General features: G+C 49.8%; 11 protein-coding genes and 1 riboswitch. Of the genes, 2 read left to right on the top strand and 9 right to left on the bottom strand.

All coding sequences use genetic code 11. The features are described from left to right. Window positions 1–123 precede the first annotated feature (123 nt). Window positions 124–1,182, bottom strand: a complete 1,059-nt coding sequence (locus ACS5WU_RS04060) for an ABC transporter substrate-binding protein (RefSeq protein WP_046444031.1) — start codon at window positions 1,180–1,182, stop codon at window positions 124–126. A 149-nt stretch (window positions 1,183–1,331) separates the two neighbouring features. Beyond that, a riboswitch (cobalamin riboswitch) is annotated at window positions 1,332–1,512 on the bottom strand. A 159-nt stretch (window positions 1,513–1,671) separates the two neighbouring features. Further along, window positions 1,672–2,151 (bottom strand): COG2426 family protein, encoded by a 480-nt coding sequence (locus ACS5WU_RS04055; RefSeq protein WP_052740528.1) that lies wholly within the window; start codon window positions 2,149–2,151, stop codon window positions 1,672–1,674. 114 nt (window positions 2,152–2,265) lie between these two features. Between ACS5WU_RS04055 and ACS5WU_RS04050 the strand changes: the two genes are divergently transcribed. Continuing rightward, complete coding sequence (locus ACS5WU_RS04050; RefSeq protein WP_302760310.1) at window positions 2,266–2,997, top strand: tRNA 2-thiocytidine biosynthesis TtcA family protein; 732 nt, start codon at window positions 2,266–2,268, stop codon at window positions 2,995–2,997. A 44-nt stretch (window positions 2,998–3,041) separates the two neighbouring features. Here ACS5WU_RS04050 and ACS5WU_RS04045 read toward each other — a convergent pair whose 3' ends face one another. The 3 genes from ACS5WU_RS04045 to mreB form a co-directional block, all read right to left on the bottom strand. Continuing rightward, window positions 3,042–4,127: an LCP family protein gene (locus ACS5WU_RS04045; protein ID WP_046444028.1), complete on the bottom strand. Its 1,086-nt coding sequence runs from the start codon at window positions 4,125–4,127 to the stop codon at window positions 3,042–3,044. Window positions 4,128–4,316: 189 nt separating this feature from the next. Next, window positions 4,317–5,477, bottom strand: coding sequence for an LCP family protein (locus tag ACS5WU_RS04040; RefSeq protein WP_465088958.1), 1,161 nt, complete (start codon window positions 5,475–5,477; stop codon window positions 4,317–4,319). Between the two features lie 183 nt (window positions 5,478–5,660). Further along, complete coding sequence (gene mreB / locus ACS5WU_RS04035) at window positions 5,661–6,710, bottom strand: rod shape-determining protein (protein ID WP_046444026.1); 1,050 nt, start codon at window positions 6,708–6,710, stop codon at window positions 5,661–5,663. Between the two features lie 354 nt (window positions 6,711–7,064). Between mreB and ACS5WU_RS04030 the strand changes: the two genes are divergently transcribed. Continuing rightward, a complete protein-coding gene (locus tag ACS5WU_RS04030; protein ID WP_082674830.1) occupies window positions 7,065–8,543 on the top strand; it encodes a phosphohexomutase domain-containing protein in 1,479 nt (492 codons plus the stop codon). Window positions 8,544–8,706: 163 nt separating this feature from the next. Here the strand turns inward: ACS5WU_RS04030 and yfcE are convergent, their stop codons facing one another. From yfcE to ACS5WU_RS04010, 4 genes are all read right to left on the bottom strand, one after another. Continuing rightward, window positions 8,707–9,252, bottom strand: coding sequence for a phosphodiesterase (gene yfcE / locus ACS5WU_RS04025; protein ID WP_059109160.1), 546 nt, complete (start codon window positions 9,250–9,252; stop codon window positions 8,707–8,709). 24 nt (window positions 9,253–9,276) lie between these two features. Continuing rightward, window positions 9,277–10,872 (bottom strand): MBL fold metallo-hydrolase, encoded by a 1,596-nt coding sequence (locus ACS5WU_RS04020; RefSeq protein ID WP_302760313.1) that lies wholly within the window; start codon window positions 10,870–10,872, stop codon window positions 9,277–9,279. A 152-nt stretch (window positions 10,873–11,024) separates the two neighbouring features. Then, window positions 11,025–12,302 (bottom strand): energy transducer TonB, encoded by a 1,278-nt coding sequence (locus ACS5WU_RS04015; RefSeq protein ID WP_302760314.1) that lies wholly within the window; start codon window positions 12,300–12,302, stop codon window positions 11,025–11,027. A gap of 174 nt (window positions 12,303–12,476) precedes the next feature. Next, window positions 12,477–13,478 carry a ribose-phosphate diphosphokinase gene (locus tag ACS5WU_RS04010; RefSeq protein ID WP_046444021.1) on the bottom strand — a complete coding sequence of 334 codons (1,002 nt, stop codon included), beginning with the start codon at window positions 13,476–13,478 and terminating at the stop codon, window positions 12,477–12,479. Between the last annotated feature and the right edge of the window lie 65 nt (window positions 13,479–13,543).

Here is a 13,543-nt window from a genome sequence, read left to right as displayed (position 1 = left end):
TTTTTCTCCCCGTGTCAGACGGTAAATTCCAATGCACAAGCTAACGGAAAAACCGGAACAAATTCAAGGACAATACGGCCGTCCAAGCTGCCACATTGTCCTTGATTACTGTCATAAATTCTTTTATTCAGCTTCCGTGAATAAATCAGGATGGAAGCCTTTTGCAAACTTTTCGATGGTATCTGCAATTCTCGAGCTTGCAAACACTTCCGGCAGAGTGATGACAAGGAAGTTTTCTTCCTGCACTGCTTTCAGCCCTGAGAGGGCCGGATTGGTTTTGAGCTGCTCGATTTTTTCATCCAGCGGCGTTCCGCTGTAGTCGTTGATCACAATAATATCAGGATCCGCTTCCACGACCGCTTCCCAGCTAACTGTGTTCCATGTTTCTTCCAAATCCTCAAAAACGTTGACGCCGCCCGCATGGCGGATCAGTTTGGAGGTAAAGTTATTGCCCGGCGTGTATGCGCCGCCATCCATTTCCATATCGAAGTTGAATACCTTAACCGGCTCCACTCCGGCTACCTTTTCTTCTACTGCGGCAATACGTTGCTTCATGCCGTCGACAACCTCGTTTGCCTTATCCTCCACCTGGAAAATCTTGCCGAGGTTGTAGAAATCCTGGTAAACGTCTTCCACATCGGCGCCTTTTTTATAGCCTTCGATGGACGAAAGGGACATGATTCCGTTTTGTGTCAGCGTATCATGGGATGCAATTCCCTTTTTGCCGAACGCCGAGCTCCTGCCATAAATAAAATCCGGGTTGAGGTCAAGCACCACTTCAAGGGACGGCTGTCCTTCCTCCGTAAGGCTTGGTTTGGATTCATATTCCGCGCGGTATTCTTCAGCGACCTGCGCGTTGTTGTAGCTCGTCGCGATGATCTTGTCGCCAAGGCCAAGCGCCATCAGCTCTTCACCCGCATTCGGGTTTGCGGCAATTACGCGCTCTGGCACATGGTCAAACGTCACCACTGCGTCTTCATATGTTGTCAGCTCAAACGGGAAAACAGAATCCCCGGACGCTGCCGCAGACGCCTGCCCGCTCGCGCTTGCCACCGGCGTTTCAGACGCAGCTTCGGATGCGGACGGCGCCTGCGATTCCTGCGCCGGAGCGCTGCACGCCATCAGTCCTGCCACCATTATGGCAATGATTGCCACACAAACAATTCTTTTCATACTTTTCATTTTTCTCTCCTTCGTTTTGCCTGGAAGTGAAAACGTATTTTTGTAAAACCCTTGGGGAGGGAAACGGGCAAACACAGGTTTTTACGCCTGCATTTGCCCGTTTTTTTAAATGCAAAATAAAAATACGTATCCGTAACTCGCAGATCCAGTATTATGTCGTTTCATAGGCCTGTCTTCTGACTTTTACATCGACGCATCCGGCCCGCCTTCCCGGAAAACTCCAGTGGCTTTATTGGACCGATACTCCGTAATTACAGCGGCGGTACCGTACAGGACTTGCACCTGTTTCCCAGACCGGCAATGCCGGCCACCTATAAAAAGCAAATATTAATGAACAGTTTGTATTATACAGCGTGAACTTAAAAAGCACAAGGCACTTTTCTCTTTTGTTTTGCAATATTGTGATTATTGCAGGTTGCTTGCAGGAAGGGAAAATGTCTCATAAAAAAACAGGCAGCTTTTAAAGGCTGCCTGCATACTGATTTACCGTCAGGCTGACCATGGCGCCATGCCCGGGAAAAAGATGCTCGATAGCATAAGCATAATAAAACCTGCAACCACGTTCCCAAGGATTACCAGCGGGATTGCCTTTGCGGGCTTCAGGCCCAGCACGCTTGCAATCAGCGAGCCTGTCCACACGCCGGTTCCAGGCAATGGAATCGCCACAAAGATAAACACGCCGAGATATCCGTATTTTTCAATACCTCCCTTGTGCTTTTCCACCTTTCCCATCAGCCAGTTTGCAAATTTGTTGAAAAGCTTTACTTTGCTGCCCTGCATCCAGCGTATAATCCGTTCGATGAAAATAACAATAAACGGCGCAGGGAGGCATGAGCCCAGCAAAGCGAGAAAATAAGTCGTCCAGAACGGTACCCCCAGCCCAAGGCCCAGCGGGATCGCTCCCTTCAATTCTATAATTGGCAGGATGGATGTCCCAAACACCGTCCAAAGGCTTGCCGCACTTACCATAGATATCATTACCCCTTTTTTAAAATCAAACAATACAATGATACTGTATCTGTGATATAATTTCAATAAAATAGCGATTATTTTAGAAAGTGTTAAGGATTTAAAATTAAGCGTATGAGAAAAATTTTAGGCGGTGTCCGCCGTGCGGACGAGCGGTTTTCCATGATTTCCCCGGGTGATAAAATCGCAGTGGGGCTATCCGGCGGCAAGGATTCCATGCTGCTGCTCTATGCCCTTACACTATACCAAAAATATGCCAAAACAGATTACGAGCTCCTTGCCGTCACCGTGGATCTCGGCTTTGGAAATTATGCAACAGACGTAATGCAGCAATATGCAGACGGTCTTGGGGTGCCGCTCACAATTATCAAGACACAAATTTCAGATATTGTTTTCAATATTCGCAAAGAGAAAAATCCATGCGCCCTGTGCGCCAAGATGCGTAAAGGCGCTCTTTATGAAACTGCGAAAAAGCTTGGCTGCAACAAGGCAGCTTTTGCACACCACGGCGACGACGTGGTACAGACGCTGCTCATGAGCCTCATGTACGAGGGGCGCATGAACACCTTTTCTCCCAAGTCCTATCTTTCAAGGCGGGATATTACTCTGATACGGCCGTTTGTATTCCTGCGGGAAACCGATATTATTTCCGCCGTCCGCCGCCTTGATATCCCAATCGCCAAAAATCCATGTCCGATTGATTTTTCCACCAAACGCGAGCAGGCCAAAGAGATTATCCGGTATTTGGGAACGCTCAACCCACAGGCTGCGGATAATATGCTCGGCGCAATCAGGAATACGCAGACCTATAACCTGTGGGATAAGGATTTTGACAACCTGACCTGACAGATAAAAAAGCAATGGCCGCGGCCATTGCTTTTTTGATTCCCTTATTCCTGGGGCGAGTAGTAAAGCGTTAGCATTTTATCCAGCAACTCCTGGTCGTCCATAACGAAATAATCGAGCTTGGAGGGCGTCGTTACAATCGGATCCGGGAATTTCTGCCAGCTCTCGTCCGTTTCAGTGAAGGTATCCATCGTGATATCGTCTATCGACGAAACCTTATCGAGCACGCCCGCCATTGCAACGATCTGGTCCAGATTCAGGTTTGTCTGGATCACCTTGTTATTAAGCTGCGTAAAAAGCTTGGAGGCGGACTGCACTGCGCCCATCTGTTTGATTTTCTTTGCAAGCGCCTTCATAAAATCCTGCTCGTGGCGTTGGCGGGACATCTCGCCGTCGTCCTGGTCTTTTCTGTTTTGCAGGTAAAGGCGCACAGTGTCCCCTTGCAACGTCACCGTTTCCCCCTCGCTTCCCACGTAAGGCACGTCCTGGTCGAGCGTTACCTCAACGCCTCCAAATGCGTCCGCAAGATCGGATAAGTGCTCCAGGTCAATCGAAATATACTGTTGCACAGGAATGGAAAGCTGCCCGTCGCATTCTATGAGGTCTTCTGTAGCCCGCATCGCGTTTTGCGGTCCGTACAGGTTCGGATCGTTTCCCCCGCCAAGGATGTATGCGTGATTGATCTTGGTCATATATTCTTTTTCTTCCACCTTACCTGTTTTTTGATCCACCTTGTGAACCACAGTCCGCGTGTCGCGCGGAATGGACAGGAAGGAAATATCATTCGTCTCGGTATCGATCGTGCACAGCATCAGCATATCGCTGCGCGCGCCGGTCGCATCCTTCTGCTCCGTGCCGTCCCAGTCAATGCCGAGCATCAGGATGCTGATCACACCATTTTTCTTTTGATATGTCTGCCCGTCGATTTGTACCGTTTCCACATGTGCGTTTGCATCATAGTTTACGTCGTCTGACGCGAGCGCTCCCTGGCTCGTATTTGTAAACGCGCTCATAGGATTCGCTTTCAGGGCAAAATAAGTCCCAAACAATGAATAGGCCACCACACCCGCTATTACTCCCAGCGCAATCAGCGCGATCAGCAGGCCCTTGATTGCTTTTTGATGATTCAACCGTTCGTCCTCCCGGCTTCATTTATTGAATATGCTTATATATAGCATATCTGTTTTAATCCTAAACTTAATAGTACCTTAAAAATTTTATTTTTTCCCTTCAATTTCCTATTATTTACAAAAAATTAATAATGCAAAAAGGCGGTGGACTGCTATTCCACCGCCTTTGCTTCGATTTTAAACGATCATTCAGTCATCAGATGAATTCAATTTTGAGCCCTTTGACGCAGCAGACGCTTTCGCTGACGCACTTGCGTCCGCGTCGTCCTGCCCCGCAGCACTCGCAGAGCCGCCGTCCACAGGCGTATAATACATTTCGAGCATCATATCCATCAGCTCATCCTCGTCCATCACAAAGAAGTCCAGATCCTGTCCCATGAGCTCGTCGTTCATCATCTTGTAGTTTTCCGTAAAGCTGTTCCGCTTGATCTCGTCAAGGGAAACCTTATCCAGCACGCCCGCCATGCCGACGATCTGGTCGAGGTTCAAATCCATCTTCACAACATCCTGCAACTGTGTAAACAGCCTTGAAGCCGATTCTACTGCGCCCAGCTTTTTGATTTTTTTCGCAATCGCCATCATGAAATCCTGCTCATGCTTCTGGCGGGACATCTCCCCGTCGTCCATCTGCTTCCTGTTTTGCAGGTAAAGCCGCACGTTGTTGCCTTCGAGAGTAATGGTATCACCCTTGCTGCCAATATCCGGATAGTCCTGGTCAAGCGTTACCTCTACACCGCCAAGCGCATCCGCAAGGTCTGAAAGGTGCTCGAGGTCAATCGAAACAAAATAGGATACCGGAATAGAAAGCTGTCCATCGCACTCGATGAGATCCTCTGTGGCGCGCATTGCGTTTTCCGCACCGTATTTATCCTGGCCGCCGCCACGGTTATAGGCATGGTTGAGCTTTGTTACCCAGGTTTTATCTTTGATTTTACCCGTCTTTGTATCCACATCATGCACGACGGTACGCGTATCGCGCGGAAGGGATGTAAGCTCAATCGTATTTGCATCCATGTCGACTGTACACAGCATCATCATGTCGCTGCGCTCGCCCTGCGCGTTTTTGGCTGCGCTGCCGTCCGAATCGATGCCGAGCATCAGCACCGTAACGACATTTTGCTTCTTCTGGTAAGTCTTTCCGTCAATCGTTACTGTTTCAACATTCGCGTTGTTGTCAAATTTCAGGTCGTCCGACGCAACCGCCGAAGCCTGCGGCGTAGCGAACGCCGCCATTGGATTGTCTTTGATCGCTTTGTAGGTTCCATAGAGCGTATAGAGGACTACCCCCGCCGCAACAATCAAAACGATCAAAAGGACCGTCAGGCCCTTGATTGCCTTATGATGATTCAAACCACTATCCTCCGGTTCACAGACAGTACTGCTGTCATACTCTCAAATTTTGCCCCTGCATGAAAAATAAAAATCCAAAAATTGCTTTACACAGCCATTCTTCACACATGGAAATAATCTATTTTTACATAATAACAGAGCTGCCCCTTTCAATGAGGGAACAACTCTGCTTTTTCATTCTTATCAGTATCCCTGATTATAATAGTCACCGCGGCGATAATCGTAAACCGCTCCGGCGCTATATACGTCGATGCTTTCAAGCGCCTTGCCCGTACCGATTGCAACGCACGACACCGCGTCCTCCGCTACATAGCACGGAATCTTGGTCCGCTCCGTAAGAAGCCTGTCAAGGCCGTACAGAAGCGATCCTCCGCCCGTCATGCAAATCCCGTTCTCCGCGATGTCCGCTGTGAGCTCCGGCGGCGTACGCTCAAGTACGCTGTGCATGGTCTCCATGATACGGTTAAGCGGCTCCTGCATCGCCTCAATCGTCTCGTTCGAACTGATGGTAATCGTTTTGGGCAGCCCTGAAATCAGGTTGCGGCCCGTGACCTCCATATATGCTTCCTCTTTACGCGGGAACGCGCTGCCGATGTTGATTTTGATTTCCTCAGCCGTACGTTCACCAATCAGCATATTGTATTTTTTCTTGATATACCTAGAAATATACTCGTCAAACGTATCGCCCGCGATTTTGATGGAATCGCTGATTACCGCCCCGCCAAGGGAGATAACAGCCATGTCCGCCGTACCGCCGCCGATATCAAGAACCATATTTCCCTGCGGCTCGCCAATGTCGATTCCCGCGCCGATTGCAGCGGCGATCGGTTCCTCGATCAGGCAGGTGTGGCGCGCGCCCGCTTCCTCCGTCGCCTCGATTACGGAACGCTTTTCCACTTCCGTAACGCCCGAGGGTACGCAGACCACCACGCGCGGTTTAAAGAACAATCTTCTTCCGATTACTTTGCGCAGGAAATAACGCAGCATCCTTTCCGTATCGTGAAAGTTCGAAATAACGCCTTCACGAAGAGGACGTACCGCCACAATATTCCCCGGCGTACGCCCAAGCATGATGCGCGCTTCTTCACCAATCGCAAGCATCCTGCCGGATAATCTATCCACGGCCACAACCGAAGGTTCCCTCAGCACAATTCCCTTGCCCCTGACGTATACCAGCACGGTTGCAGTACCGAGGTCTATTCCTATATCGTTAAAATTTCCGAATAAGCCCATTCATCGAAGCCTCTCTTCTAAATTTCTGGATAAGCAAAATTCTGCCTATATACCATATATGATAATACAACCCTCCTGATTTTTCAACTCTTTTATTACGAAAACGTCATATTTCATGATTGCCATGCGGTTCCTGCTGTAACCTTTATGTTTCTTTTCTCCCGCCTGTTGTACGCTTGCCCCGCCATTGCACATGCTTTTTGATGAATCGCCGTAAAATTTTCACAACTCATCCGCGAAGGCACATATCATTTATAATGTTTGCGTTTGCGTACTTGAACCCGGACAAAATTCCAGTTACAATAAACACAAGAAATATTTTTCAAATTCTAATTAGAAAGCGTGGTATTTGATATGGATTACAGCAAACTGCAAAATGGCAGCGATATACGCGGCATTGCTCTCGGCGACGACGCAAACCTGACGCCTCAGGCGGCGCTTGACCTTGCAAAGGCTTTTGTATTGTGGCTTGGGAAACCAAACCCCAAAATTGCGATCGGCATGGATTCGCGCGTCACCGGGCCGGCTCTTAAGGATGCGTGCATGGAGGGCTTTACCAGCATGGGCGCAGATGCGCTCGATTGCGGCATGGCCTCAACGCCCGCAATGTTCATGACAACCGTAACCGACGGATTTCTTTGCGACGGGGCGGTCATGGTAACGGCAAGCCATTTACCGATGAACCGTAACGGACTGAAATTTTTTACCAACAAGGGCGGCCTTGAAAAAGCTGACATCGCGGAGCTCATCAAAATTGCGGCGGCTCTTCCCGCGGCCTCCGGAAAAAAGGGCAGTGTAACAAGCGCAGATTTCATGAGCGTTTACGCAGGCATCCTCACCGACAAAATCCGCAAAGCGACCGGCGAAGAAAAGCCGTTCAGCGGCTTCAAAATTATTGTGGACGCAGGCAACGGCGCAGGTGGTTTTTATGTGGATAAGGTTCTTGCACCCCTTGGTGCAGATACGCAGGGCAGCCAGTTCCTCGAGCCGGACGGCACCTTCCCCAACCACATCCCCAATCCCGAAAACAAAGAGGCCATGCAGAGTATCGTTGACGCCGTCATTGATACCAACGCAGATTTTGGCATCATTTTTGACACGGACGTAGACCGTGCGGGCGCAGTGGATAAGGGCGGCAGCGTGCTCAATAAAAACCGTCTGATCGCTGCGATCTCCGCAATTTTACTGAAGGAATTCCCCGGCACAACAATCGTCACGGACTCCATTACGTCAAGCGGCCTCGCAGATTTTATCAAGGCGCACGGCGGTACGCATCACCGCTTTAAACGCGGATATAAAAACGTAATCAACGAGTCGATCCGCCTCAATGAAGGCGGGACGGATTCGCAGCTTGCGATTGAAACCTCCGGTCACGCCGCTCTCAAGGAGAATTATTTCCTGGACGACGGCGCTTACCTCGTGACGCGCCTGCTGATTGAAATGGCAAAGCTCAAAAAACAGGGGCACACGATTTCCGACCTGATCTCCGACCTCAAAGAACCCGTTGAGAGCGAGGAATTCCGTCTTGGAATCGGCGAGGACGATTTTAAGGCATATGGTGAAAGCATGATCGCAGACCTGACCGCATACGCACAAAAGCAGGACGATTTCCACGTCGCGCCGGATAACCATGAGGGCATCCGCGTTTCCTTTGATAAGGAGCACGGGAACGGCTGGTTCCTTGTGCGGCTTTCCCTGCACGATCCGCTTATCCCCGTCAATGTGGAAAGCGACGAAAAAGGCGGTGCAAAAAAGATCACACAGACGCTGTATTCCTTCCTCAAGGGGTATGGCAGCCTTGATCTCTCGCCAATCGAAGCTTATTTAAAATAACCGATTCCAATAAAAAGCATAGGCTTTTGGCCTATGCTTTTTTTGTTGCATTTAAATTATGTGCTATTGCTCGCGGACTCGAAGGCAATGAGCCAATGCGGCGTGAAATGAAGCGATGCAATCATAAGTATCCGGAGCGAGGCCACATTTTTCCGATTCCGCCTTATGGAGTATATTCCCTGTAAGGTTCCCCGCTGTCAATATCTTTCCACAAAAACACGCCATCCTCCAGCGTCATATAGCTGTGGACGCTGTCTTCCTTTGGAATGGAAACCGAACCAGGGTTCAGGTAAAGGTAACCGCCGTGTGCCCTGCATGCCGGGATATGCGTGTGCCCATTCAGCAAAATATCCCCGCTTTTCAATGGCGGAAGATTCTGTTCGTTAAAAACGTGTCCGTGGGTTGCAAAAACCATGTGATTGCCAAGGTACAGGATACAGTATTCCGCCATCACCGGAAAATCAAGCACCATCTGGTCTACCTCGCTGTCGCAATTCCCACGCACACATAAAATCTCATTTGCAATGGGATTGAGCATTGCGATTACCTTCTTGGGATTATATTCCGCAGGAAGATCGTTTCGCGGGCCGTGGTATAAAACATCTCCCAATAAAAGGAGCCTGTCTGCTTTTTCCCTTTCGTACGCCCGAAGCAGCTTATCGCAATAGAACGCCGAGCCATGTATGTCTGAAGCGATCAAAAGTTTCATTGTATTCCTCCCTGTCCATCAGTATCACCTGTCCCATTTATCCGCAAGGCTGTTGATCTGGTCCGCAAATTTTGCAAGACTCTTATTCGCGCCTCCGCGATTGCGTTCGATCACCTGTATAAGCCGCCTTCCTGCAGCAACAAGCCTGTCGTATACCGTCCTGGCCTTGGAAGGTTCTTTGACTTTCGCTTTTTCTTTGATCCCTTCTTTGACGAGCGCGTTCGCCGCAAGGTCGTATTGCTCCATCTCATAGGGCGCGGTCGCTTCGACCTCAAGCTTTTCGCGAAGCTCGTTTGCGAAGAAATCGCATACGCGTCCCTGTCCATGCGTGACAAACAGATGTTCCGGCTTCCTCTCGAAGCTGGAAGCCCATCGCAGAAGGCCCGCATTGTCCGCATGGCTGCTGATGCCCTCAAGCGTACGGATTTCCGCTGCAACAGCGACCTCCTCGCCAAACAGCTTCACGTGCTCAGCACCCTCGAGGATTGATCTTCCAAGCGTTCCCTCCGCCTGGTATCCAACAAACAATACCGTGCATTCGCGCCGCCACAGGTTGTGCTTCAGGTGATGCTTAATCCTGCCCGCCTCACACATGCCGCTTGCCGAAATGATCACCTTGCACGTTTTATCTGCGTTTACAAGCTTTGATTCCTCGCTTGTGACCGTCGTTTTCAGTCCGTCAAAGGAGATCGGATTGATCCCCCGCCCGATCAGCGCAATCGCTTCATCGTCATAGTATTCCATGCTGTTTTGCCCAAATATCGTCGTGGCCTCGATTGCAAGAGGACTATCGACATATACTGGAAAATTCCCGTGGCCCTTCACAAGCCCATCCGTTTTGATTTGACGGATAAAATATAAAAGCTCTTGCGTACGGCCTACCGCAAAGGATGGAATCACCACATTCCCGCCGCGGTCAAATGTTTTTTGTATGATACGCGCAAGCTCCCCAATATAATCAGGACGCGGCCCATGGCTGCGGTCGCCATAGGTGGACTCCATAACAACGTAATCCGCCTGATGCAAATATTCCGGATCACGAAGCAGGGGCTGGTTCTCATTCCCAATATCTCCGGAAAAAACAATGCGCTTGCTGATCCCGTCTTCATCCAGGGTAAGTGTGATGCTGGATGAACCCAAAAGATGCCCCGCATCCGTAAAGCGCGCCGACACCCCCTCGCATATGAAAACAGGTTCGCCGTATTTGCATGGAACAAGGCAGCTGATCGCCCCCTGAGCGTCCTCCATTTCATACAACGGAATATATTCTTCACGCCCTGCGCGTTTTCCTTTCCGGTTGCGCCATTCCGCTTCAAACATCTGGATATGCGCACTGTCCCGGAGCATAATATCCGCCAGGTCGCATGTTGCGCCCGTTGCATAAATCTTTCCACGGTAACCTTCTTTGTAAAGCAGCGGCAACAACCCGGAATGATCGATATGCGCGTGTGTCAGAAGAACACAATCAATAGATTGTGCGTCAAATGAAAACGCCTGCGATTTGTACTCGTCCGGCCCCTGTCTCATTCCGCAGTCCACGAGCAGCTTCTTTCCCCCAATCTCCAAAAGATAACAGCTGCCCGTCACCTCGTGTGCGGCCCCCAAAAAATTCAATAACATAAGCGTTTACTCCTAACCAAATCCCCATGCGGCCAGGGACTTCTTTTACTTCTATTTTAGCGGCTCGCTTCTTTTTGTGCAAGGATAGATGGCCTCCAGCCCTTTGGGGACAACAAAAAAGGAACGGCTTTCGCCGCTCCTTCTTTTGTTTTTTACATCCTGGACCTGTCGCCCATTTTATTCGCTCCACCCGTTTGTTTGGGGCGGGGCGCCTCCGCGGAAGGTTCGTCTTCTTTTTCCAGCTCGAACTCACGTTCCCGTCCGCGCGGCTCGTCGGCGCTCTTTTGTGCGGCACGTTTCTTTTTCCGGTTATGGCGCACCACCACCAGAATCACAATCACAACCACAATAATCACTATAAACATGATAATGCCCAGCGTCAGCGAATCGATCCCGCCCGGCACCTTATCCAAAACCTCTTTGAGCACATAGCCGTTTCCGCTTTGCTCAAACTTCATGTACAGCTCTTTCGTGGTTCCGGGAGTCTGCACCACATACGAGCTTCCATCCGAGGATACGATCTTTGTCGTCGCTCCCTGCTGGATTTCCGTATCAACTGAAATCGCCTGATCCTCGGACATATTTGCCGGGAGAATTCCCCACAGGAAGTTCCCCAGTCCGCCTTGATTAAGCACAAATCTGCCTTTACTGTCCACCATTCCCATTACAGGCGTCCCACCGTCCTGCGAAACGCCAATCCCGAGTCCTGTCACCGGTTTTCCCGCAGAGTCCACAAAGTCCGCCGTAATCTTCATCGCTCCCACAGGGCTTGTGGAGGCTGTGGCAGTTGCCACAGGCGCAGGCGTTTTGGATTCTCCTACCGAAGTGATCTCAATCGCTTCGTCCGCCACAAACACAACCGATGCGTAAAGGTTGTGCGCGCCGTTCGCCACCGAAATTTCATATTTGCCACCCATTGCAACATTTTGTATCTCCGTGCTGTTGCCGCGTGAAAGGTACATCATTCCAACGCTTTGCTTTCCTTCCGGGTTGGTGATTGTAATCTTATGATCTTCCACCGTCACGTCAGGATAAGAAACCATGCCCTCTTTATTGGTCTTTTGCGATACGGTGTCCAGCTTTACCGTATAGCCGGATGCCGCCGCGCCTCCCGAATACACATACAGTGTAACATTAACCGTCTCATTTCCGGAGTCTTCGGATGGTGCTTGCGTCGGCGTCTGCGTCGGTTCCTGCGTAGGCTCCTGAGTAGGCGTCTGTGTCGGTTTTTGCGTCGGCGTGGGGGTTGCCGTCGGTTTTTGCGTTGGCGTGGGAGTCTGCGTCGGCTCCTGCGTAGGCTCGTCCGTCGGTTGCGTGGTCTCAGTCGGTTCCTGCGTCGGTTCGTCCGTCGCCGCAAAGGCAGCCGGTGCAAACATTGTCATCACCAGCATCACCGTTATTACAATTCCTAAAATTCTTTTTATCTTCATATTACTCCACCTCATGCGCATCATACCATATATTCTGTCATGCGCCTTCCTCTATGAGTTATTTCATGACTCCAGGCAAAACGCCGATACTTTGGTAAATCACCCGCCGCCTGTATAAAAAATTTCCCTGTCTTAGAATAATAAGGCAGGGAATACTCCTCTGGTTGTTGGTTTTTATTTACGGCAGGCTTCCCTGAGATCATCTTTGAGTTTTTCAGGCACTGTCGAAAACAGTGTGCTCACAGACTCTCTTTCATGGATCCTGTAAACCGCTTCGGCAAAGAGCGGCGCCACCGAAACAGTCAGGAACTTTTTCTGTCCGATAATAAACGGATTTTCCACGCTGTCTGTTGAAATCAGGTACTCAATCGGGCTTTCGTTGATCGCCTTAACACCCTTTTCACGAAGCATAATGTGCCCCAGGCAGGCTACAATCCGTTTTGCGCCGCGCGCCTTGAGCATATTCGCAACATCGATGAGCGTTCCTCCGCTGATTGAAAAATCATCCACGATCAGGCAATTTTTGCCTTCCACATCGCCAATCACTTCAAGGATCTGTGCGTTTTCATCGTGACCTGTACGGGTTTTATCGCCGATCGCTACCGGAAGCTTCAGGTAGTCGGCATATTTTCTCGCTGTTTTCGCAAATCCCGCGTCCGGCGAAACCACCACGAGATTTTCCATAATATCCATTCCCTTAATGTATTCGCAAAGGATGGGCAGGGAAAGCAAATGGTCAACCGGAATCTTGAAAAAGCCCTGAACCTGTGCGCTGTGCAGGTCCATTGTAATCATCCTGTCAGCGCCGGAAACTTCAAGACAGTCCGCGCATACCCTCGCGCGGATCGAAACCCTTGGCTCGTCCTTTTTGTCTCCTTTTGCATATCCAAAGTAAGGTACGATTGCCGTTACCGACGCTGCGCTTGCACGTTTAAAAGAATCCATCCAAAATAAAAGCTCCACTAATTCGTTGTTTGGATCCAAACCGATTGGGAGCACTACATAAACGTCTTTGTCACGTACTGTTTCTTTGATACGAATAAAAATATTTCCGTCCGAAAAATGGATTACCTCGGATGAGCCAAGCTCCGCTCCAAGATAGGTACACATCTTCTTGGCAAAGGAAACGCCTGACGAACCAGCAAATATTTTTATATCCGGATTTCCGCTAAGCATAAAAAACCACACCATCCTTGTTTATTGTCATTCTAGAATTTATTATAGCACCGAACCCGGTGTCT

The organism is Christensenella sp. KGMB01412, from assembly GCF_055522415.1.
This window is presented reverse-complemented; position numbering and strand designations above follow the sequence as displayed.

Coding starts and splice junctions, on each gene's coding strand:
- ACS5WU_RS04060 (WP_046444031.1), bottom strand. CDS start 1,182: ATGAAAAGTATGAAAAGAATTGTTTGTGTGGCAATCATTGCCATAATG.
- ACS5WU_RS04055 (WP_052740528.1), bottom strand. CDS start 2,151: ATGGTAAGTGCGGCAAGCCTTTGGACGGTGTTTGGGACATCCATCCTG.
- ACS5WU_RS04050 (WP_302760310.1), top strand. CDS start 2,266: ATGAGAAAAATTTTAGGCGGTGTCCGCCGTGCGGACGAGCGGTTTTCC.
- mreB (WP_046444026.1), bottom strand. CDS start 6,710: ATGGGCTTATTCGGAAATTTTAACGATATAGGAATAGACCTCGGTACT.
- ACS5WU_RS04030 (WP_082674830.1), top strand. CDS start 7,065: ATGGATTACAGCAAACTGCAAAATGGCAGCGATATACGCGGCATTGCT.
- yfcE (WP_059109160.1), bottom strand. CDS start 9,252: ATGAAACTTTTGATCGCTTCAGACATACATGGCTCGGCGTTCTATTGC.
- ACS5WU_RS04020 (WP_302760313.1), bottom strand. CDS start 10,872: ATGTTATTGAATTTTTTGGGGGCCGCACACGAGGTGACGGGCAGCTGT.
- ACS5WU_RS04015 (WP_302760314.1), bottom strand. CDS start 12,302: ATGAAGATAAAAAGAATTTTAGGAATTGTAATAACGGTGATGCTGGTG.
- ACS5WU_RS04010 (WP_046444021.1), bottom strand. CDS start 13,478: ATGCTTAGCGGAAATCCGGATATAAAAATATTTGCTGGTTCGTCAGGC.